General features: G+C 72.2%; 16 protein-coding genes. 5 read left to right on the top strand and 11 right to left on the bottom strand.

Features of this window, described 5'->3' with window-relative positions:
* The first annotated feature begins 54 nt into the window (after nt 1-54).
* Nucleotides 55-2,370 (top strand): putative bifunctional diguanylate cyclase/phosphodiesterase, encoded by a 2,316-nt coding sequence (locus tag ACIA5D_RS19495; RefSeq protein ID WP_396031375.1) that lies wholly within the window; start codon nt 55-57, stop codon nt 2,368-2,370.
* On the opposite strand, the gene gndA is transcribed toward ACIA5D_RS19495, so the two are convergent.
* Nucleotides 2,367-3,806, bottom strand: coding sequence for an NADP-dependent phosphogluconate dehydrogenase (gndA, locus tag ACIA5D_RS19490; RefSeq protein WP_396031373.1), 1,440 nt, complete (start codon nt 3,804-3,806; stop codon nt 2,367-2,369). The two genes, ACIA5D_RS19495 and gndA, sit on opposite strands and share 4 nt — an antisense overlap.
* A gap of 176 nt (nt 3,807-3,982) precedes the next feature.
* Here gndA and ACIA5D_RS19485 point away from each other — a divergent pair, with 176 nt between their 5' ends.
* On the top strand, nt 3,983-4,297 hold the full coding sequence (locus ACIA5D_RS19485) for a type II toxin-antitoxin system PemK/MazF family toxin (RefSeq protein ID WP_396031371.1): 315 nt from the start codon (nt 3,983-3,985) through the stop codon (nt 4,295-4,297).
* 141 nt (nt 4,298-4,438) lie between these two features.
* Nucleotides 4,439-6,247: a SpoIIE family protein phosphatase gene (locus ACIA5D_RS19480; RefSeq protein WP_396031370.1), complete on the top strand. Its 1,809-nt coding sequence runs from the start codon at nt 4,439-4,441 to the stop codon at nt 6,245-6,247.
* Between the two features lie 516 nt (nt 6,248-6,763).
* Here ACIA5D_RS19480 and ACIA5D_RS19475 read toward each other — a convergent pair.
* From ACIA5D_RS19475 to ACIA5D_RS19455, 5 genes are all read right to left on the bottom strand, one after another.
* On the bottom strand, nt 6,764-7,525 hold the full coding sequence (locus ACIA5D_RS19475) for an aldo/keto reductase (protein WP_396031368.1): 762 nt from the start codon (nt 7,523-7,525) through the stop codon (nt 6,764-6,766).
* The gene (locus ACIA5D_RS19470) at nt 7,522-8,088 is read right to left on the bottom strand and encodes a TetR/AcrR family transcriptional regulator (protein WP_396031690.1); all 567 of its coding nucleotides are present in this window, start codon (nt 8,086-8,088) and stop codon (nt 7,522-7,524) included. The genes ACIA5D_RS19475 and ACIA5D_RS19470 overlap by 4 nt, the downstream gene beginning before the upstream one ends.
* Before the next feature lie 71 nt (nt 8,089-8,159).
* Nucleotides 8,160-9,398 carry an RNA polymerase sigma factor gene (locus tag ACIA5D_RS19465; protein ID WP_396031366.1) on the bottom strand — a complete coding sequence of 413 codons (1,239 nt, stop codon included), beginning with the start codon at nt 9,396-9,398 and terminating at the stop codon, nt 8,160-8,162.
* Nucleotides 9,395-9,718: a YciI family protein gene (locus ACIA5D_RS19460; RefSeq protein ID WP_396031365.1), complete on the bottom strand. Its 324-nt coding sequence runs from the start codon at nt 9,716-9,718 to the stop codon at nt 9,395-9,397. Before ACIA5D_RS19460 ends, ACIA5D_RS19465 begins: the two co-directional genes overlap by 4 nt.
* 107 nt (nt 9,719-9,825) lie before the next feature.
* Nucleotides 9,826-11,076, bottom strand: a complete 1,251-nt coding sequence (locus tag ACIA5D_RS19455; protein WP_396031364.1) for an erythromycin esterase family protein — start codon at nt 11,074-11,076, stop codon at nt 9,826-9,828.
* Between the two features lie 253 nt (nt 11,077-11,329).
* Here ACIA5D_RS19455 and ACIA5D_RS19450 point away from each other — a divergent pair, with 253 nt between their 5' ends.
* Nucleotides 11,330-11,935, top strand: a complete 606-nt coding sequence (locus ACIA5D_RS19450) for a TetR/AcrR family transcriptional regulator (RefSeq protein WP_396031363.1) — start codon at nt 11,330-11,332, stop codon at nt 11,933-11,935.
* Between the two features lie 122 nt (nt 11,936-12,057).
* The gene (locus tag ACIA5D_RS19445; RefSeq protein ID WP_396031689.1) at nt 12,058-13,425 is read left to right on the top strand and encodes a S1 RNA-binding domain-containing protein; all 1,368 of its coding nucleotides are present in this window, start codon (nt 12,058-12,060) and stop codon (nt 13,423-13,425) included.
* A 71-nt stretch (nt 13,426-13,496) separates the two neighbouring features.
* Here ACIA5D_RS19445 and ACIA5D_RS19440 read toward each other — a convergent pair whose 3' ends face one another.
* From ACIA5D_RS19440 to ACIA5D_RS19420, 5 genes are read right to left on the bottom strand one after another with little or no spacing between them, the layout of a single operon-like run.
* The gene (locus tag ACIA5D_RS19440) at nt 13,497-13,934 is read right to left on the bottom strand and encodes a VOC family protein (RefSeq protein WP_396031362.1); all 438 of its coding nucleotides are present in this window, start codon (nt 13,932-13,934) and stop codon (nt 13,497-13,499) included.
* Nucleotides 13,935-13,957: 23 nt separating this feature from the next.
* Entirely contained in the window at nt 13,958-14,431 is a 474-nt protein-coding gene (locus tag ACIA5D_RS19435) for an AAA family ATPase (RefSeq protein WP_396031361.1), read from the bottom strand.
* On the bottom strand, nt 14,425-15,201 hold the full coding sequence (locus tag ACIA5D_RS19430; RefSeq protein ID WP_396031360.1) for a class I SAM-dependent methyltransferase: 777 nt from the start codon (nt 15,199-15,201) through the stop codon (nt 14,425-14,427). Before ACIA5D_RS19430 ends, ACIA5D_RS19435 begins: the two co-directional genes overlap by 7 nt.
* Nucleotides 15,198-16,268, bottom strand: a complete 1,071-nt coding sequence (locus ACIA5D_RS19425) for a hypothetical protein (protein WP_396031359.1) — start codon at nt 16,266-16,268, stop codon at nt 15,198-15,200. The genes ACIA5D_RS19430 and ACIA5D_RS19425 overlap by 4 nt, the downstream gene beginning before the upstream one ends.
* On the bottom strand, nt 16,265-17,677 hold the full coding sequence (locus tag ACIA5D_RS19420) for an MFS transporter (RefSeq protein WP_396031358.1): 1,413 nt from the start codon (nt 17,675-17,677) through the stop codon (nt 16,265-16,267). Before ACIA5D_RS19420 ends, ACIA5D_RS19425 begins: the two co-directional genes overlap by 4 nt.
* Nucleotides 17,678-17,679: the final 2 nt, after the last annotated feature.

Here is a 17,679-nt window from a genome sequence, read left to right as displayed (position 1 = left end):
CCGGCCGACAGGTATGCCGCAACGGACCTACCGAATCGGGAGCCGAGGGAGCGCATGTCAAGTCCCGTGGTGCGCGCCGCCCGGATCCGGCTCGGCGGCGGGCTCGGACCCGTGCTCGTGGCGATCGCCTGCGTAGCGTACGTGTCGGTGTGGCTGGTCGTGCACGACTCGGGCAACCTCGTGCCCGGGTACCTCGGCGCCCCGTTGGCCCTGGTCGCCTCGTTCTTCGCGTGCCAGCGGATCGGCTCCCAGATCAAGATCTCCCGCCCGGTGCGGGCGTTCTGGCGGCAGATCTCGCACGCCTCGATCCTGCTGCTGTTCGCCTCGGGCGCCGCGGTCGTGCTGGCCAACAACGACGTCGGCATGTCGTTGTACACGGCCGTGCCGAACGTCGTCGGCATCTTCTGGGGCATGTTCGCGCTCGGCCGGCTGCCGCTGAGCGACAAATCCGCGCTCTCCTGGCTGCGGACCCTGCTCGACACGGTCACGGTCGCGGTCGCCGGCACCCTGATCTTCTGGTACGTCGTGCTGAGCTTCGCCCCGGCCGGCACCGAGCTCAGCGCCCGGGTCGCGGCCGGCTCGGTCGGCGTGGCCGGGCTCGTCGGCCTGGTGATCATCGGCAAGGCCGCGGCCGTGCCCGGCGCCCCGGTCGACTCCCTGGCCCTGCGACTGCTCGCGATCGCCCCGGTCGTCGCGGTGCTCATGGCCGTCATGCTGATCGCCGGCCCGCCCGGACCCCGGCTGGCCCTGGCGGTGCTCGGCGGCCCCCTGGTCGCGATCGCCTTCACCGCCGCCGCGTACCGGCAGCGCATCGTGCTGGCCACCCCCCAGCCCGTCGTCGCGGGGGCGCCGCGCTCCCGCCGTACGCTGTGGGACTTCTTGCCGTTCCTGGCCGTCACCACCACCGCGGGCCTGGTCATCACCGTGTCGGCGCGGGACATGCAGACCCGCGAGCGTGCGGTGATCGTCGGTGCGGTGCTGATCGTGGTGTGCGTGGTGGCGCGCCAGCTGCTCGGGCTGCGCGAGAACAAGCGGCTGCTGCTCGGCATCCGCACCCAGCAGGCCGAGCTCGAGCGCCTCGCGATGACCGACCCGCTGACCGGGCTGGCCAACCGCACCCGGTTCGGCAACGCGCTCGCCGAGCGGCTCGGCGGCCACCGCCCGGCCACCGTCCTGCTGATCGACATCGACGACTTTAAGACGGTCAACGACACGATGGGCCCGGCGTTCGGCGACCAGCTGCTCTACCAGGTCGCCCAGCGGCTGCGCCTCAACAGCGCCGCCGGTGACCTGCCGGCCCGGCTCGGCGGCGACGAGTTCGCCGTGCTGCTCGACGCCGACGACGTGACGACCGCCGAGGACGCGGCCACCCGCGTCCTGCAGGCCCTGGCCGAGCCGTTCCGGGTGGGCGAGGACCACCTGCTCGCGCACGCCAGCGTCGGCGTGGCGATCGCCGGACCGGGCGACAGCGCCGACGAGGTGCTGCGCAACGCCGACATCGCCATGTACCAGGCCAAGGCCGGCGGCAAGGCGGCCTGGGTGCGCTTCGAGCCGCGGATGCGCCAGGACGTGGTCAACCACGCCCGGCTCGGCAGCGAGCTGCACAACGCCATCATCCGCCACGAGCTGTACCTGCTGTACCAGCCCGTCTTCGACATCGTCACCGGCCGGCTGCACGGCGCCGAGGCGCTCGTGCGCTGGAAGCACCCGGTGCGCGGGTTCGTCTCGCCCGGCGACTTCATCCCGGTCGCCGAGCGGTCCGGGCTGATCGTGCCGCTCGGCTCGTGGGTGCTGCGCGAGGCCTGCGAGCAGCTGGCCCGCTGGAAGGCCGAGCACGGCGACGGCGCCATCAAGGCGATCAACGTCAACGTCGCGGTGCGCCAGCTGCGCGAGCCCGGCTTCGTGGACGAGGTCGCCGCCGTGCTCGGCGACACCGGCCTGCTCCCGGCCAACCTGGTCGTGGAGATCACCGAGTCGTCGGTGGCCGACGGGCGGCAGGTGCGCGAGACCCTCAACGCGCTGCACGAGATGGGCGTCCGGCTGGCCCTCGACGACTTCGGCACCGGGCATTCGTCGCTGTCGCTGCTGCGGGCGTTCCCGGTGGATGTGCTCAAGCTCGACAAGTCGTTCGTCGACGGCATCGCCGACGGCGAGGACCGCGGTCGCCTGGCGGTGGCGGCGGCGGTGGCGCAGCTGGCCGAGTACCTGCAGCTGTCGGCGGTCGCCGAGGGCATCGAGAGCGAGGCCCAGCTGGACCGCCTGCGCGACATGGGCTACCGGCTCGGCCAGGGCTTCTACATGGCCAAGCCGCTGCCCGCCGACGAGGCCGGCGCGCTGATGAACGCCAGCCCCGTCCCGGTGATCGGCTAAGCGTCGACCTCTTTGCGGTCGTCGGTGGCCCACAGGGTGTGGAACGAACCGGGCTTGTCGACGCGGTGGTAGGTGTGGGCGCCGAAGAAGTCGCGCTGGCCCTGGATCAGGGCGGCCGGCAGGCGCTTGGCGCGCAGGCCGTCGTAGTAGGCGAGAGCCGACGAAAAGCCCGGTGAAGGGATGCCCTGGGCCGCCGCGGTGGCGACCACGCGACGCCACGCGTCCTGGGCGCCGCTGACGGCGTCGAGGAAGTAGTCGTCGACCAGCAGCGTCGCGAGCTCGGGCTGCTTGTCGTACGCCTGCTTGATGAAGTCGAGGAACTTGGCGCGGATGATGCAACCGGCCCGCCAGATCTTGGCCATCGCGCCGGGATCGATGCTCCAGCCGTATTCCTTCGACGCCGCCTGGATCTGCTGGAAGCCCTGCGCGTAGGCGACGATCTTGGAGGCGAACAGCGCCTGCTCGACGTCGGCCTGCAGGTCACCCGCGTGCTCGGCCGCCTTGGTGCTCGGGCCGGGCAGGCCGGCATCGGCCGCGGCCTTGCGCACGTCGGCGCCGCCGGACAAGGCCCGCGCGAACACCGACTCGGCGATGCCGCTGACCGGGACGCCCAGGTCGAGTGCCGCCTGCACGGTCCAGCGGCCGGTGCCCTTCTGCTCGGCCTGGTCGAGCACGATGTCGACGAACGGCTTGCCCGAGGCCGCGTCGACCTGCTTGAGCACCTCGGCGGTGATCTCGATGAGGTACGAGCCCAGCCGGCCCTCGTTCCAGCCGTTGAAGATCTCGGCGATCTCGGCCGGGCCGTGGCCGCCGACCTGGCGCAGCAGGTCGTACGCCTCGGCGATGAGCTGCATGTCGGCGTACTCGATGCCGTTGTGCACCATCTTCACGAAGTGACCGGCGCCGTCGGGGCCCACGTGCACGCAGCACGGCTCGCCGTCGACCTTGGCCGCGATGTCTTCGAGCAGCGGGCCCAGCGCGTCGTAGGACTCCTTCGGGCCGCCGGGCATGATGCTCGGGCCGTGCAGCGCGCCCTCCTCGCCGCCGGAGACGCCCGCGCCGACGAAGTGCAGGCCCTTCTCCTTGAGCGCGGCCTCGCGGCGGCGGGTGTCGAGGTAGTGGGCGTTGCCGGCGTCGATCAGCATGTCGCCGGGCTCGAGCAGCGGCGCGAACTCGTCGATCACCGCGTCGGTCGGTCCGCCGGCCTTCACCATGATCACCACGCGGCGGGGGCGCTCGAGGCTGGCCACGAAGTCCTCGGCGCTCTCCGACGGGATGAAGCTCCCCTCGTGGCCGAACTGCTCGACCAGCTCCTTGGTACGGCCGTAGGAGCGGTTGTGCAGGGCCACGGTGTGACCGTGCCGGGCGAAGTTGCGCGCCAGGTTGCGCCCCATCACCGCCAGACCGGTGACCCCGATCTGTGCCTTCTCCGACATCATTGACGTCCTTCCCTAGCTGCTTGCAACGCCTCGACCTTACCTACGGGGCAGGGCCGATCTTGGTTCGATCCCCGTCTTCCCCATTGCCTGGTCCGGGCGCGCCCGCGGGCTGCGCGTCACCGAAGATCCGCGCGGCGGTAGGCTCATCGCCATGCCGAGCGGGACGTCCTGATATGCGGCGTGGCGAGATCTGGACCATCGGCAGCCGCACCGATCTTCGCTACCGCGTCCTCGTGCTCTCCGGCGACAGCTACAACGACCGGAACAACGCGGCGCCGTTCTGCGCGCCCATCGTCCGCCAGCGCGGGGCCACCGAGCTTCCGCCGTACGCGGTCGCCCTCACCGAGCAGGACCCGATCACCGGGGTCGTGGTGGTCAACCGCATGCGCCGGCTGCCCGCGTCGACCGGCGCCGAGCGGATCGGCATGGTGACCGGCGCCAGCATGGTGCGCCTCACCGAGGCGATGCGCGCCCTGTTCGATATGTGAGTCCCCTTCGGGTGATCTGTGTGCACCCGGGCCGCAGGTCGGGTGTCGACCCGGATGAACGGCCGATGACATTCATGCGCCGGTTGCCGTAAGCAGGATGCCGGATCAGTTCACGTCGGAATCTCAGGCCGGGGAGGCGCGGTGGCACAGGCGTACGCGGAAGCCGTCAACAGCCTGCGCCCCGCCGCTGCCGCCGAAACGGAACGCGCCATCGTGGAGCGTGCCGTGGGGCTGCTCGCCGGGCGGGCCCGCTGCCGGATCGCCGAGGCGCGCCGCCACCTGCTGCGGATGGCCGCCGACCAGCGCCGCGAGCCGCTCGACGTGGCGCACGGCGTGATCAGCCTGCTCGACGTCGCCGAGACGGTCGCCGAGCGGTCGATACCCCCGCTGGTCTCCAGCTTCCCGCCGCCGCCCACCCAGCGGTTCGAGCCGTGGCTCACCGTGGTGCAGCGGGTGCTCGACGTGACCCCCGGCATGTGCGGCTACCTGACCCCCGAGCGCGACACCACCGGCCGGATCACCGACCTGATCTGGGCCGCGACCACGCCCGAGGCGTCCACCCCCGACGGTCTGCGCGGCTCGCAGCTGATCGGTCGCCGCGCCAGCCTGCAGTTCCCGTCCGCTCCCGACAGTGGGCGCTGGGACGTCTACCAGGGCGTCCTCGACACCGGCTGCCCCGCCGCGGTCGGGCCGTTCCGTTACGGCGACCATCAGTACACCCTGCGCGCCCACCGCCTCGGCCAGGGCCTGCTGCTCAACTGGACCCGCCACGACCAGACCGGCCCCTCCGCCTCGCGGGTCGAGGGCACCGAGCGGCTGGGCAACCTCGGCTGGGGCGAATGGGATCTGATCACCGGCGACATCTTCTGGTCCGAGCACCTGTACCGGATCTACGAGCGTGACCCCGGTCTGGGCCCGCTGAGCCGCGACGAGTCCGACGCGCTCGCCGTCGCCGAGGACGCGCCGCTGATCCGGGCCGCGCTCGAGGCCTTCGACCGCTCCGCCCAGGTCGACGTCACCACCCGCGTGCGGATCGGCGGCCGGGTCAAGTTCCTGCGCACCGTCGCCGACGCCGTCCGCGATACCGCCGGCCGCCCGCTGCGCATCTACGGCATCGTGCAGGACGTCACCGACCGCGAGAACGACGCCCGCCGCCTGGCCGAGGTGGAACGCCAGCTCGCCGACGAGCACGAGCTGGCCGGCCGCCTGCAACGCATCATCCTGCCGATCCCGGACGGCCCGATCGAGTTCCCCGGCCTGAAGGTCGCCCTGCGCTACCTGCCGGCCGGCCGCGAGAGCCTGGTCGGCGGCGACTGGTACCAGGCGACCCGCATGCGCGACGGCTCGGTGCTGCTCGCGGTCGGCGACGTGGCCGGCCACGGCACGCCCGCGGCGACCACCATGGCCCAGCTGCGGCACGCGCTGCGCGCCCTGGCCGTCGCCACCTCCGACCCCGGCATCCTGCTCGGGCAGCTCAACCGGCTCACGTGCGAGCTGGAACGGGAGAATCCCGAGCTGTCGGCGACCGCGGTGGTCGCCCGGTTCGATCCGCAACGCATGGAGGTGGTGTGGGCCCAGGCCGGCCACCCGCCGCCGCTGCTCAGCCGGGGCGGTCACACCACGCCCCTCGAGCGCCCGCCGGGGCCGATGCTCGGCGTGGTCGACGACGCGGTCTACCCGACGTCCCGCCTGGCGTTCCACATCGGCGACCTGCTGCTGCTGTACACCGACGGCCTGGTCGAGCATCGCCGCCGCGGCTTCGACGACGGCCTCGCGCAGGCGATCCGCACGGTCGACGAGGCCGTCCGGGCGTCGCCGCAACAGCCCCTCGCGCAGCTGCTGTCCCGTCTGCGCCAGGCCAACCCGGACGACGACACGTGCATCCTGGCCGCTCGCCCGGTCACCGGCGAGACCCGCGACCTGCGCCATCACCTGTTGCGGGCGCGCTGAGCCGTGGCCGCGGTGGAGGCGGGTGGGCGGGCCGCCACGTACATCGGCCGCATGGCCCTCTCGCAGCTGCTGCGCCCGCGGGTGGAGATCTTGATAGGTGGCGGTTCGCCGCGAACGGGAACTCATCAGCGTTGGCCGCCCTCGATCAACAGCCGGTCGATATAAGCGGATATTCCCGTCGCTCGCCCGGGATCTTTCCCGCACCATGGGCCATCCGCCCACTCAGCAGGACACCCGGCCAGGCGGTGGGAGTGCGTCCCACAGACTGGCCGCGACCGCCACATCGCGGGATCCCCCAGGGCTCAGCGCGACGGGCCGCACCCACCGCACCCACCCACGACCCCCGGCCATGGCACGCCCCGCCCAGCCACTGATCGCCACAAGAATTTCGGATCACCCGGCGGCCCACAGGCCTCCCCCGCCCCGGCACCTGGGTGGGGCCCAGTAGAACAGCCGGGTACGACAATTTCCGGCCGCCGTCCACAGACGACGACCGCGACCCCCGAACCTCTCTGATCAGAGCAGCTCGGCCATATCGTCGTCCGCCAGGTGAAGGCCTGCGGCCGCCAGGTTTTCGGTCAGGTGGGCGATCGAGGTGGTGCCGGGGATCGGCCTCGCCGCCGGGGAGACGGCCAGCAGCCAGGCCAGCGCCACCTGGCTGGTGGTCGCGTTGTGGCGGGCGGCTACCGCCTCGAGCCGGGAGTGGTCGATCTTCGCTCCGCCGCCGCCCAGCGGGAAGTAGGGCAGGAACGCGATGCCCGCCTTCTCGCAGCGGGCCAGGACGTCCGCGTTCGCCCGGTGGTGCACATGGAACTGGTTCTGCACGGCCGCGACGGGCTCCACGGCCTGCGCCTCGGCCAGCTGGGCGGCGTCGACGTGGCTGACGCCGAGGTCGCGGATCAGGCCCTCGCGGCGCATCTCGGCGAGGGCCGCGAAGCGCTCGCCGATCGGCTCGCCGCCGGGCGCGGCCAGGCCCGTCGTCCGCAGGTAGACCAGGTCGAGCCGTTCGACGCCGAGCCGGCGCAGATCCGATTCCACCTGCGCGCGCAGGTCGCCGCCGGTCACCTTCGTGGCGATGACCAGGCTCTCGGCGTACGGATGAAGGGCTTTCCTGATGAGCTCGTGGGCCTGGGACTCGCCGAAGCCGTAGTTTCCCGCGGTGTCGATGTGATCCACGCCCAGCTCCACCGCGCGCCGCAACAGCGCGATGGCGTCTGCGGGCGGGGGCACGGCGCGTCCCAGCGCGAGGCGCATGGCGCCCAGACCGATCCGGCTCATCGAAGGTCCTCTCCCGGCAGAAGGTGTGCGAGGGCCGCTCGGAGCACCTCGGCGAACGGCGGCGGATCGGTGGTGTCGAGCCAGTGCCGGCCGGCGACGCGCACGGCGGCCGCGACGCCTGCGGCCAGCACCTGAGCGCGCAGCTTCCCGTCGCAGCGCTCGGCGATCGCTTCGGTGAGGGGCTCCTCGGCCAGCGCGAACGCCTTGAGCGCCTCGCCCGCGAGCGCCGGCGTCCGCAGGATCAGCGCGAGGCCCGCGCGGTCCGGTTCCGGTTCCGCGAAGACCTCGACCACGGCGGCCGTGATCGCCCGGGGGAGCGGCTCGGAGCTCGGGCGGGCTCGCAGCGCGTCGCCCACCAGCCGGGCCCGATCGGCCTGGAACGAGCAGATCGCCTCCGGGAGGCTGGAGAAGTAGTTGTTGTAGGTGCGCGGCGCCACCCCGGCGGCCGAGGCGATGTCGGCGACCCGCACCAGCACGAGGCCGTCGGGGCCCTGATCGAGCGCGAGCCGCAGCGCCGCCTCGCCGATCGCCTCGCGCACCGCCAGTTTGTTGCGCTCGCGCATGTCCACGACCGGCAGCATAGACCACAACTTGCGTGGCACGCATCAAGTGCGTGTCACGCAATGACGTGGCGCTACTCGTGAGGCAGCTGGTCGCGGCGGCGCTGGAGGTGGGCGGCCTCGGCGGGGTTGCCGGTGAGCTCGATGGCCCGGTCGTACGCCGCGCGGGCCTGCTCGCCGCGGCCGAGCCCGCGCAGCAGGTGGGCGCGGGCCGCGTGGTAAACGTGGTAGCCGTCCAGCCGGTCGCCGAGGCGGTTGACGGCGACCAGCGCCACCTCCGGGCCGTCGAGCTCCGCGACCGCGACGGCCCGGTTGAGGGCGATGATCGGTGAAGGGTCGAGGCGGACGAGCTGGTCGTAGAGGGCGACGACCTGGGACCAGTCGGTGTCGCGCACGTCGCGGGCGGAGGTGTGCACGGCGTTGATCGCCGCGAGGATCTGGTAGCGGCCCGGCGCCTCCCCGGTCGCCAGGCGCTCCCGCACGAGCCGATGGCCCTCGGCGATCAGCGCCGCGTCCCAGGCCCCGCGGTCCTGCTCCTCGAGGGGGACCAGGTCGCCGGCCGCCGACACCCGGGCGGTGCGGCGGGCCTCGGTGAGCAGCATCAGCGCCAGCAGCCCGGTCGCCTCGCCGTCGCCGGGCAGCAGGGCGCGGATCAGGCGGGTGAGCCGGATCGCCTCGGCGGTCAGCTCGTGGCGTACGGGCTCGGCGCCGGAACCGGTCGTCAGGTAGCCCTCGTTGAACACCAGGAAGAGGACGGCGAGCACGCCGGAGATGCGGGCGGGGAGATCCTCCGCGGACGGCACCCGGTAGGGGATGCGAGCCGCCTTGATCTTGGCTTTGGCGCGGGTGATCCGCTGTTCCATCGTGGTCGCCCGCACCAGGAAGGCACGGGCGATCTCGGGCACCGTCAGGCCGGCGACCAGGCGCAGGGTCACCGCGACACGGGTCTGGATCGCGAGCGCCGGATGACAGCAGGTGAAGATCAGCCGGAGACGGACATCGCCGATGGCGCCGGGTGGCTCGGGTACGTCGTCGTGGTACCACATCTGCGCCTCCCGCTGCTTGTCGTCGCGCTTGTTCTCCCGCCGGATCCGGTCGATCGCCTTGCGGTTGGCGGTGGTGGTCAGCCAGCCGCCCGGGTTGGGCGGCACGCCCTCGCCCGGCCAGCGCTCGACGGCCGTGGCGAACGCCTCGGCCGCCGCCTCCTCGGCGATGTCGAGATCACCGAAACGCCGGGCCAGGGAGGCGACCACCCGGGCCCACTCCTCCCGATGAGCCTGGATGATCGCCTCCCGGACGCCGGTCCCACTCACAGGAACGGCCGCACCTCGACCTTGCGGTTGCACGCCTTCGACCCGGCCGCGGCGAGCTTGAGCGCCACGTCCAGGTCGGGCGCCTCGATGATCCAGAAACCGATGATGTACTCCTTCGTCTCGACGAACGGCCCGTCGGTGAACAGGGCCTCCCCGACCCGGTTGTCGACCACGGTGGCCGAGTCGGGCCCCGCGAGACCGCCGGCGAAGACCCAGTGGCCATCGGCCCGGAGCCCGTCGTTGTACTCGTCGATCGCGGTCATCTCGTCGGGGGTGGCGAGGTCGTTGTTGTCGTCGATCACGGAAACCAGGTACTGCATGGTCATCTCCTGTGGCCCTTCTCGTCAGGGGCGCCTCTCGCGGGCAGCCTCTCACCCCTGCTACGAACGGCCGTGCACCGATCCGACAGCGTCCCCGGATTATTTTTTCAGACGCCGCTGGGGAACGTCTCCGGCTCGCGGACGTCGACGTGCAGCGGGTGCAGGGGCCTGAGCGCCCTGCTCTCGTCGATCCACAGGAACGCGTCGTACCGGTCGCCCAGCGCCGACGGGACGTAGTTGGCCCAGCGGTCGCGCTCCGGGCGGTAGACCACCCCGATCGCCCGGTGGGGCACCTCGTCCACCAGCAGATCGGGGCGCTCGCCCAGGGGCGGGAAGACGAACAGCGCCGACGGCGGCGCCGCGGCGTGCAGGACGTCCTCGAGCGAACCCGGCCGCCCGGCCGGCACGTCCATCACTTCCATCGGCGCGCCCCAGGAGTGGCCGGCGACGACGGTTCCGTGGTGCGAGCCGAAGCCGACGAGCACGACCTGGCCGGCGCCGTAGCGTTCGCGGGCCAGCTCGCCCAGCGTGACCTCGCCGTGCTCGGACTGGTCGGTCGCCCGGCCGTCGCCGACGTGCGTGTTGTGCGCCCAGACCACGGCGCGGGAGTGGGGGCCGTAGTGGTCCAGCAGGCGGCCGAGCGTCGCGTCCATGTGCCGGTCGCGCACGTTCCACGACCGCGCGCCGCCCTCGATCATCGCCCGGTAGTAGTGCTCGGCGCCGGCCACCACCTCGGCGTTCTGCCAGACGCCGAAGTCGTTGCCGCGCAGCTCGATCAGCATCCGGACGACCTGGTCCTCGCAGCTGTGCGGGACGAATCTGGTCGCGTACGCATAAGCTTGTGGATCTTCGTGGTAGGGCTCGAAGCAGTGGTAGGCGCGCAGCGCGACCGGCACGAGGTCCGGCTCGTACTCGCGCAGCCAGACGAGGATCTCCCGCAGCGACTGCCACAGCGAGTACACGTCGAGGCCGTGGAAGCCGGCCGCGGCGCCGGTGCGGCGGTTGTGGCCCCGCAGCCATTCCGCGAAGTCGACGGTCTCCTCGTTGGCCCACATCCAGGTCGGCCACCGGTCGTACCCGAGCAGCGCCTGCCGCGGCGCCGGACCGTCGCGCAGCGTGGCGTCCACGCGCGCGCAGTCCGGCCAGTCGCCCTCGACCGCGACGAAACAGAACCCGCACTCCTCGATCAGCCGGCGGGTCAGCGCGGCCCGCCACGCGTAGAACTCATGCGTGCCGTGGCTGGCCTCGCCGATCAGCATGACCCGCGCGTTCCCGGCCCGATCGAGCAGCACATCCAGGTCGCCCGGGTCGCGCAGCGGGCGCGCGATCGCCGCCACCTCGTCCCCGTACCGGTGCATGACCTGCAATTACCCCGCGTTTCGCCGGGCATACGTCCGACTTCATCCGGCGGCGATCACGAAGGTCCGCCGCCGCGTCCACGTAGGAGCCGCCCGCGATCGTGATGGTCCGGCCGGGGGCGTTCGCGTCGTGGTACAGCGGGGCCGGGGAGCGCGCCCCGGTTACTGGACGGTAGGAAACCGTTCCGAGAATTTGAACTTCATGACATTATCGTTACTTGCCAGTAACGTAGGTCACGTCGAGGAGGCCGCGGTGCTCTACGGTGCTCAGCCGGCCCGCCGCCGGGACGCGCAACGCAACCGCACGGCGATCCTGATGGCCGCGTGCGAGGTGATGACCAGCCAGCAGCCGGTGGTCGGCATGCCGGAGATCGCCCGGCGGGCCGGGATCGGGCAGGCGACCCTCTACCGCCACTTCCCCGATCGGGTGGCTCTGGCGGGCGCGGTCATCGCGTATCTCATCGAGCGTCTGGAGAGCTGTGTGGCCGCCGGGCTGGAGCAGCCGGCGACCTTTCGCAAGGCTCTCGACGCGATCCTGCAAGTCCAGGTGACGATGCGGCCACTCGTCCAGTTGACCCGGCGGCTCGACTCCGCGACCCGGGGCCGATACCTTCGGCGGGTGATCACCGTGCTGGACGGCCCGCTGCGGCGGGCGCAGGAGGACGGCCGCGTGCGCGCCGACCTGGTTCCCGACGATCTCGTGCTGCTGTTCGGCATGGTCGAGGGGGTGGTGGAAAGCGCTCCCACGGCGGGCGAGGCCGTGATCGCGGCGGGTCGATCGATCGATCTGGCCCTCGACGGCGTTTTCCGACCGGTTTCGGCTCCTTCCGAGGCGAGCCTGCGGATTGGTAAGCTCTGATGTTCGACGACAAAGGTGGAATGTCGATGAGCTCGCCCGAATCCGTTGTCCCTTCTCCCGCTGAGCCCACCGCTGTTCCCGCGCCTCCCGAGCCGGCCCCTTCCGAGGCCGCGCCCGAGCCCATGGCCGAGCTGAGCGCTGCGCCAGGTGCCGAGCCGAGTGCTGTGCCGGAGCCTGCGATCGAGCCGGGCGCCGTGGCGGAGCCCGCGATCGAGCCGGGCGCTGTGGCGGAGCCCGCGGCCGAGCCGGGCGCTGTGGCGGAGCCCGCGGCCGAGCCGGGCGCTGTGGCGGAGCCTGTGGCCGAGCCGGGCGCTGTGGCGGAGCCTGTGGCCGAGCCGGGCGCTGTGGCGGAGCCTGCGGCGGAACCCGCGGTTGAGCCTGCGGCCGAGCTGGGCGCTGTGCCGGCGCCGCCGGCGCCCGGGCCCGCGCCCGAGCCGGGCGCTGTGCCGGTGGCGCCCGCGCCCGACCCCGCTCAGATCCTGCGCGAGCAGGCCTGGGCGCGCATCGAGGCGATCAAGCAGGAGGACGGGTACGTGCGCGGCCCGGTCACCGAGGTCGTCAAGGGCGGCCTGATCCTCGACATCGGCGTGCGCGGCTTCCTGCCCGCCTCGCTGGTCGAGATGCGCCGGGTGCGCGACCTGCAGCCGTACGTGGGCCGCGAGCTGGACGCGAAGATCATCGAGCTGGACAAGAACCGCAACAACGTGGTCCTGTCCCGCCGCGCCTGGCTCGAGCAGCACCAGACCGCCAACCGCGGCGAGCTGCTCGGCAAGCTCCAGAAGGGGCAGGTCCGCAAGGGCATCATCTCCAGCGTGGTCAACTTCGGGGCGTTCGTCGACCTCGGTGGCGTCGACGGGCTCGTGCACGTCTCCGAGCTGTCCTGGCGGCACATCAACCACCCGGCCGACGTGGTGCAGGTCGGCCAGGAGGTCGAGGTCGAGGTGCTCGAGGTCGACCAGGCCAAGAAGCGGGTGTCGCTGTCGATCAAGGCGACGCAGGAAGACCCGTGGCGCCACTTCGCCCGTACGCATGCGCTCAACCAGATCGTCCCCGGCGTGGTCACCAAGCTCGTGCCGTTCGGCGCGTTCGTGCGGGTCGACGAGGGCATCGAGGGGCTCGTGCACATCTCCGAGCTGGCCGAGGGGCACATCGAGCGGCCCGAGCAGATCGTCCAGGTCGGCGACGAGGTGTTTGTCAAGGTCATCGACATCGACCTCGAGCGCCGGCGCATCTCGCTGTCGCTGCGGCAGGCCAACGAGGTGTTCGTCGACAGCGAAGAGCTGTTCGATCCGACCCTGTATGGGATGGCCGCGAACTACGACAACGACGGCAACTACATCTACCCCGAGGGCTTCGATTCCGAGACCGGCGAGTGGCTCGAGGGCTTCGAGGAGCAGCGCGACGCGTGGGAGCAGCAGTACTCGCTCGCCCACCAGCGGTGGGAGGCACACGCGCGGCAGGTCCTGGCCAGCCGCGCCGCCGGCCAATGACCAGTCGGTGAAGGGGCTGCGGGGAACGGATCACGAACTCGCAGCCCGCGGCGGTCATGTCCCGACGAAGCTCACGAGCCACGGCCGAAGTCGGGAAGCACGAGCGAGCCGTCCTCGGCGAGGGGGAACCCCGGGTTGCACGCGACTTCCCAGGCGTGACCGTCGGGGTCGGTGAAGGCGCTGGAGTAGAAGCCGACGGCATTGCGGCCCGCGGGTTTGGTGATGGTTCCGCCCGCTCGCTGCACCGCCTCGAGCAGATCGTCCACCTCGGCGTCGGACCGGACGTTGTGCGCCAGCACGATTCCGCCGAACCGCGCCGGCGGCTCGGGCTCGAGGCCGCAGTCGGCCGCCAGCTTGTCGCGGCTCCACAGGACCAGCGCCAATCCGCCCGCCTGGAAGAAGACCGTCTCCTCGACCTCCTGGCCGCGCCAGCCCAGGGCCTCGTAGAAGCGCCGGGCGCGAGGGAGATCCGTAACCCCCAGCGTGACCAGGGTGATGCGTTGCTCCATGCGATCACGCTACGCCCGCCCGGCTACGAAGACGGCGGCTGCTCGCGGGCGAAGGCGGCGATCTCGTCGAGGCCGGGGGAGTAGCCGTCGCTCGTGTCGACGATCAGCGTGGGGTCGGCCGACGCGATCGGGACCCATTCACGTACGCCGATGGGCGTGGCCGGCATCGACGCCCGCCGGAGCACCCGGTCGCGGGCCACCGCCGGTGCGGTCACGCAGCGGACGATGCGGGTCGGGCCGAGGCCGAGCAGGGGCCGCCAGTTGTGGTCCTGGAACGCCGCCTCCGCGATCGCCGAGACCCCGCCGCGCACCAGCCCGCCGACTGTCTCCCGAAATATCCGGTACGTGGTGAGGAAACCCTCGTCCGGCGTCCCGGCGTGGATCACGCCCTCGCGGATCTCGTCCCGGCTGATCACCGGCCAGCCCACGAGACGGCCGAGGGCGTGCGCGAGCGTGCTCTTCCCCGTCCCCGGCGCCCCGCTGACGATGATCAGCACGTGCCGATCACGATCCGGATGCGCGTCTCGAACTCGAGGGGGTGTTCCAATTCGGACGCCAGCGTGGCGATGGCGGCCGCCCGCCGGGACCGGGGGATCCGGGAGACGAGCTGGCGGCCGCCGTGCGACGCGATCCACTCGTACACGTGGGCGGCGTCGCGGAAATCGCTGCGGACGGACACCTCGGTGGCAGTCGCCGTGGCGAAGCCCGCGGCGAGGACGGCCGCGCGCAGGCTCTCGGCGGATTCGAAGATCGGGTGGTGCTGTGGTGGCGGCGGCGGATCCTGGGCGAAACGCGCGAGGACTCGCATGGCCTGGGGATATCGCGGGTCGTACCGCGCGAAGCTGCTGACGGCCACGCGGCCCGAGGGCTTCAGGAGCGTGCGGTACGCCGTCAGCGCCGCCGGCGGGTCGGGCAGGAAGAACAGCACCAGCCCGGAGGTGATCAGGTCGAACGAGCCCGCCGCGAACGCCGGCGCCTGGGCATCGCCGGACCGGACGGTCACCTGCGGCAGCCCGGTCGCCGCGGCCGACGCCCGCGCGACCATGCCGGGTGCCAGATCGATTCCGGTCACGCGCCCGGTGAGCCCGACCGCCTCGGCCAGCGGCAGCAGCACGGCCCCGGTGCCGCAGCCCGCATCGAGGACCCGTTCGCCGGGCTTGACCCGGGCGGCGGCGACCAGGGCCGCGCCGATCGGCTTGAAGAACGGGACGCCGACGTTCTCGTACGCCTCCGCGGCTTCGTCGAACACTTGAACGATCGAGCTCATCGGCTAAGCATGTCAGCCTCGCGCACCCCGGAGATCGACGGTGGTCGCCATGTCGCACCTTGCACCGCGACCGGCAGGAACGCTGCCAGGTAGTCCCCGGCGATCGCGAGCGCCCGCGGGTTGCCCAGCGGCAGCGCCGCCCGCACCGGCGCCGCCAGCCAATATGCCGCGTAGTCGGTGAAGTCGTAGGACCGGGCCCCGGCGATCGTGTACGCCCACGCCGACCTCCCGCTCGCGGCCAGCAGCGACTGCCCGGTGGGCGAGAGCGGCGACCCCAGCATCAGCAGCGGCCGCTGCAACCCGGCGCTGACCACCTTCCCGCTGGGCGCGCCGTCCAGATCGGCCGCACCCACGCACGCCGCGTCGGCACGACAGGCCTCGAGGGCCACCGCCCCGCCGAATTCGTGCCCGGCATAGACGACCTGCCGGAGGTTCACGTGGGTCCCGAGCAGCACCCCGACCTGCCGCGCCGCGAACTGGGCATCGGCCGCCCACACCGCGGCCAGCCGGGCCGCGCCCGGGCCGGAGAGCATCTCGCCGGCGGCCGAGGAGCGAACGGCATTCCCGCCGATCACCGAGAGCCCGGCGCTGTAGGTCGGCGTCACCCCGGCCACCACATATCCCCGCGATGCGATCGACGCCGCGAGAGCCTGGTACTGCGGCGCCGACAACCCCAGCCCGGGCAGCAACACCACCAGCGGAAACGTCCCGTCGGCAAACGGCACGTCGGCATAGGTCCCGGTGGTGACCCGGGAGAACGTCGTCTGCCCCCACCCGAACCGGCGCAGCCCGGCCCAGGGCCCGGGCGCGTAGGCCGCCGTCGATCCCCGCGACGCCGCCGGGTACCAGAGCCACACCGACAGCACCCGCGGATTCCCGCCGAGCGGCGCCAGCTCGTCGGTCCGCGACCGGTCGGCGATCTCCTGGGCGGCCCGCCCGACCGGGTACGGTCCGGACGGCGCCAGCGACACCGGGTGCCGCGACCGGTGGCCCAGAAATCCGGCGTACACGCCGAGAAGCAGCACCACGGCGGCCGCCGCCGCCGAGCCGACCCGCTTGAGACTCACCGAGCCATTGTGGCCGCCGCCGGCGACTCGATGTGCGCCGCGACCCGCTCGGTCGTGCCGCGCGCCCACTTCCCGGTCGTGACCAGGCCGAGGATCAGCACCACCGCGCCCAGCCCCACGATGATCCACCACCCGATGCGGCTGCGGGCCGCGAAGTCCGCGCTGGTCGCCGTCGACACCGCCGCGCCCAGCACCGCCACGCCGAGCGCGCCGCCCACCTGCCGGCTCGTCGACGCGATCGCCGCCGCCACCCCGGCCTGCTCGCGCGGCATGCCCGACACGGCCGTGTTCGTGATCGGCGAGTTCACCATGGCGAAGCCGAACCCGAACAGCACGTAGCTGACCGTCAGCAGCCAGAACGGCGTGGTCGCGGAGAGCCGGGTCAGCGGCAGGATGCCCGCGATGAACCCGGCCCCGGCGAGGGTCAGCGGCAGCCGCGTGCCGACCGAACCGACGAGCCGCCCCGACAACGGCGAGAACACTACGGTCATCGCCGCCATCGGCAGGGTCCACAGACCCGCGTGCAGCGGCGACAGCCCCCGCACGTCCTGCAGGTAGATCGAGTTCAGGAACAGGAAGCCGGCCAGCGACGCGAACGCCGACACCGCGATCAGGGTGGCCCCGCTGAACGGCACGCTGTGGAAGAAGCGCAGGTCGATGAGGGGCTCCTGGCGCCGCGGCTCATAGATCAGCAGCGTCACCAGGGCGAGGACGCCAAGACCGAAGCAACCCACGATCTCGTACGAGGTCCAGCCCGCTCCCGGCCCTTCGATGATCCCGTACGTGAACGCGGTCAGCACCAGGAACACCAGCACCTGGCCGATCGGGTCGATCCGCCGCGGCTTCGGCGCCCGGGACTCGGGCACGAACTTCGCGGCGAGCAGGAACGCGGCCACCCCGACCGGCACGTTCACCCAGAAGATCGACCGCCAGCCCAGCGAGTCGACCAGCGCGCCGCCGGCCACCGGCCCGAGGGCGAGGCTGATGCCGACCACCGCGCCCCACACGCCGATCGCGCGGGCCCGCTCGCGCGGCTCGGTGAACACGTTCGTGATGATGGACATGGCCACCGGGTTGAGCATCGAGCCGCCGATGGCCTGCATCGCCCGGAACGCGATCAGCCAGCCGAGGCCCGGCGCCACGCTGCACAGCAGCGACCCGATCGTGAACAGCGCCAGCCCGGTCTGGAAGACCCGGCGGCGGCCGATCCGGTCGGCGGTCGATCCCGAGAGCACCAGCAGGCTCGCCAGCACCAGCGTGTACGCGTCGATGGTCCATTGCAGGCCGGCCACCGACGCGTCGAGGTCGGTCCGCAGCGACGGGAGCGCGATGTTCACGATCGTGGTGTCGAGACCGACGATGAACAGGCTCATGCAGCAGATGGCGAGGATCAGGTACCGGCGGCGCACGG

The organism is Actinoplanes sp. NPDC051513 (genome assembly GCF_044454685.1).
Classification (GTDB): Bacteria; Actinomycetota; Actinomycetes; order Mycobacteriales; family Micromonosporaceae; genus Actinoplanes.
This window is presented reverse-complemented; position numbering and strand designations above follow the sequence as displayed.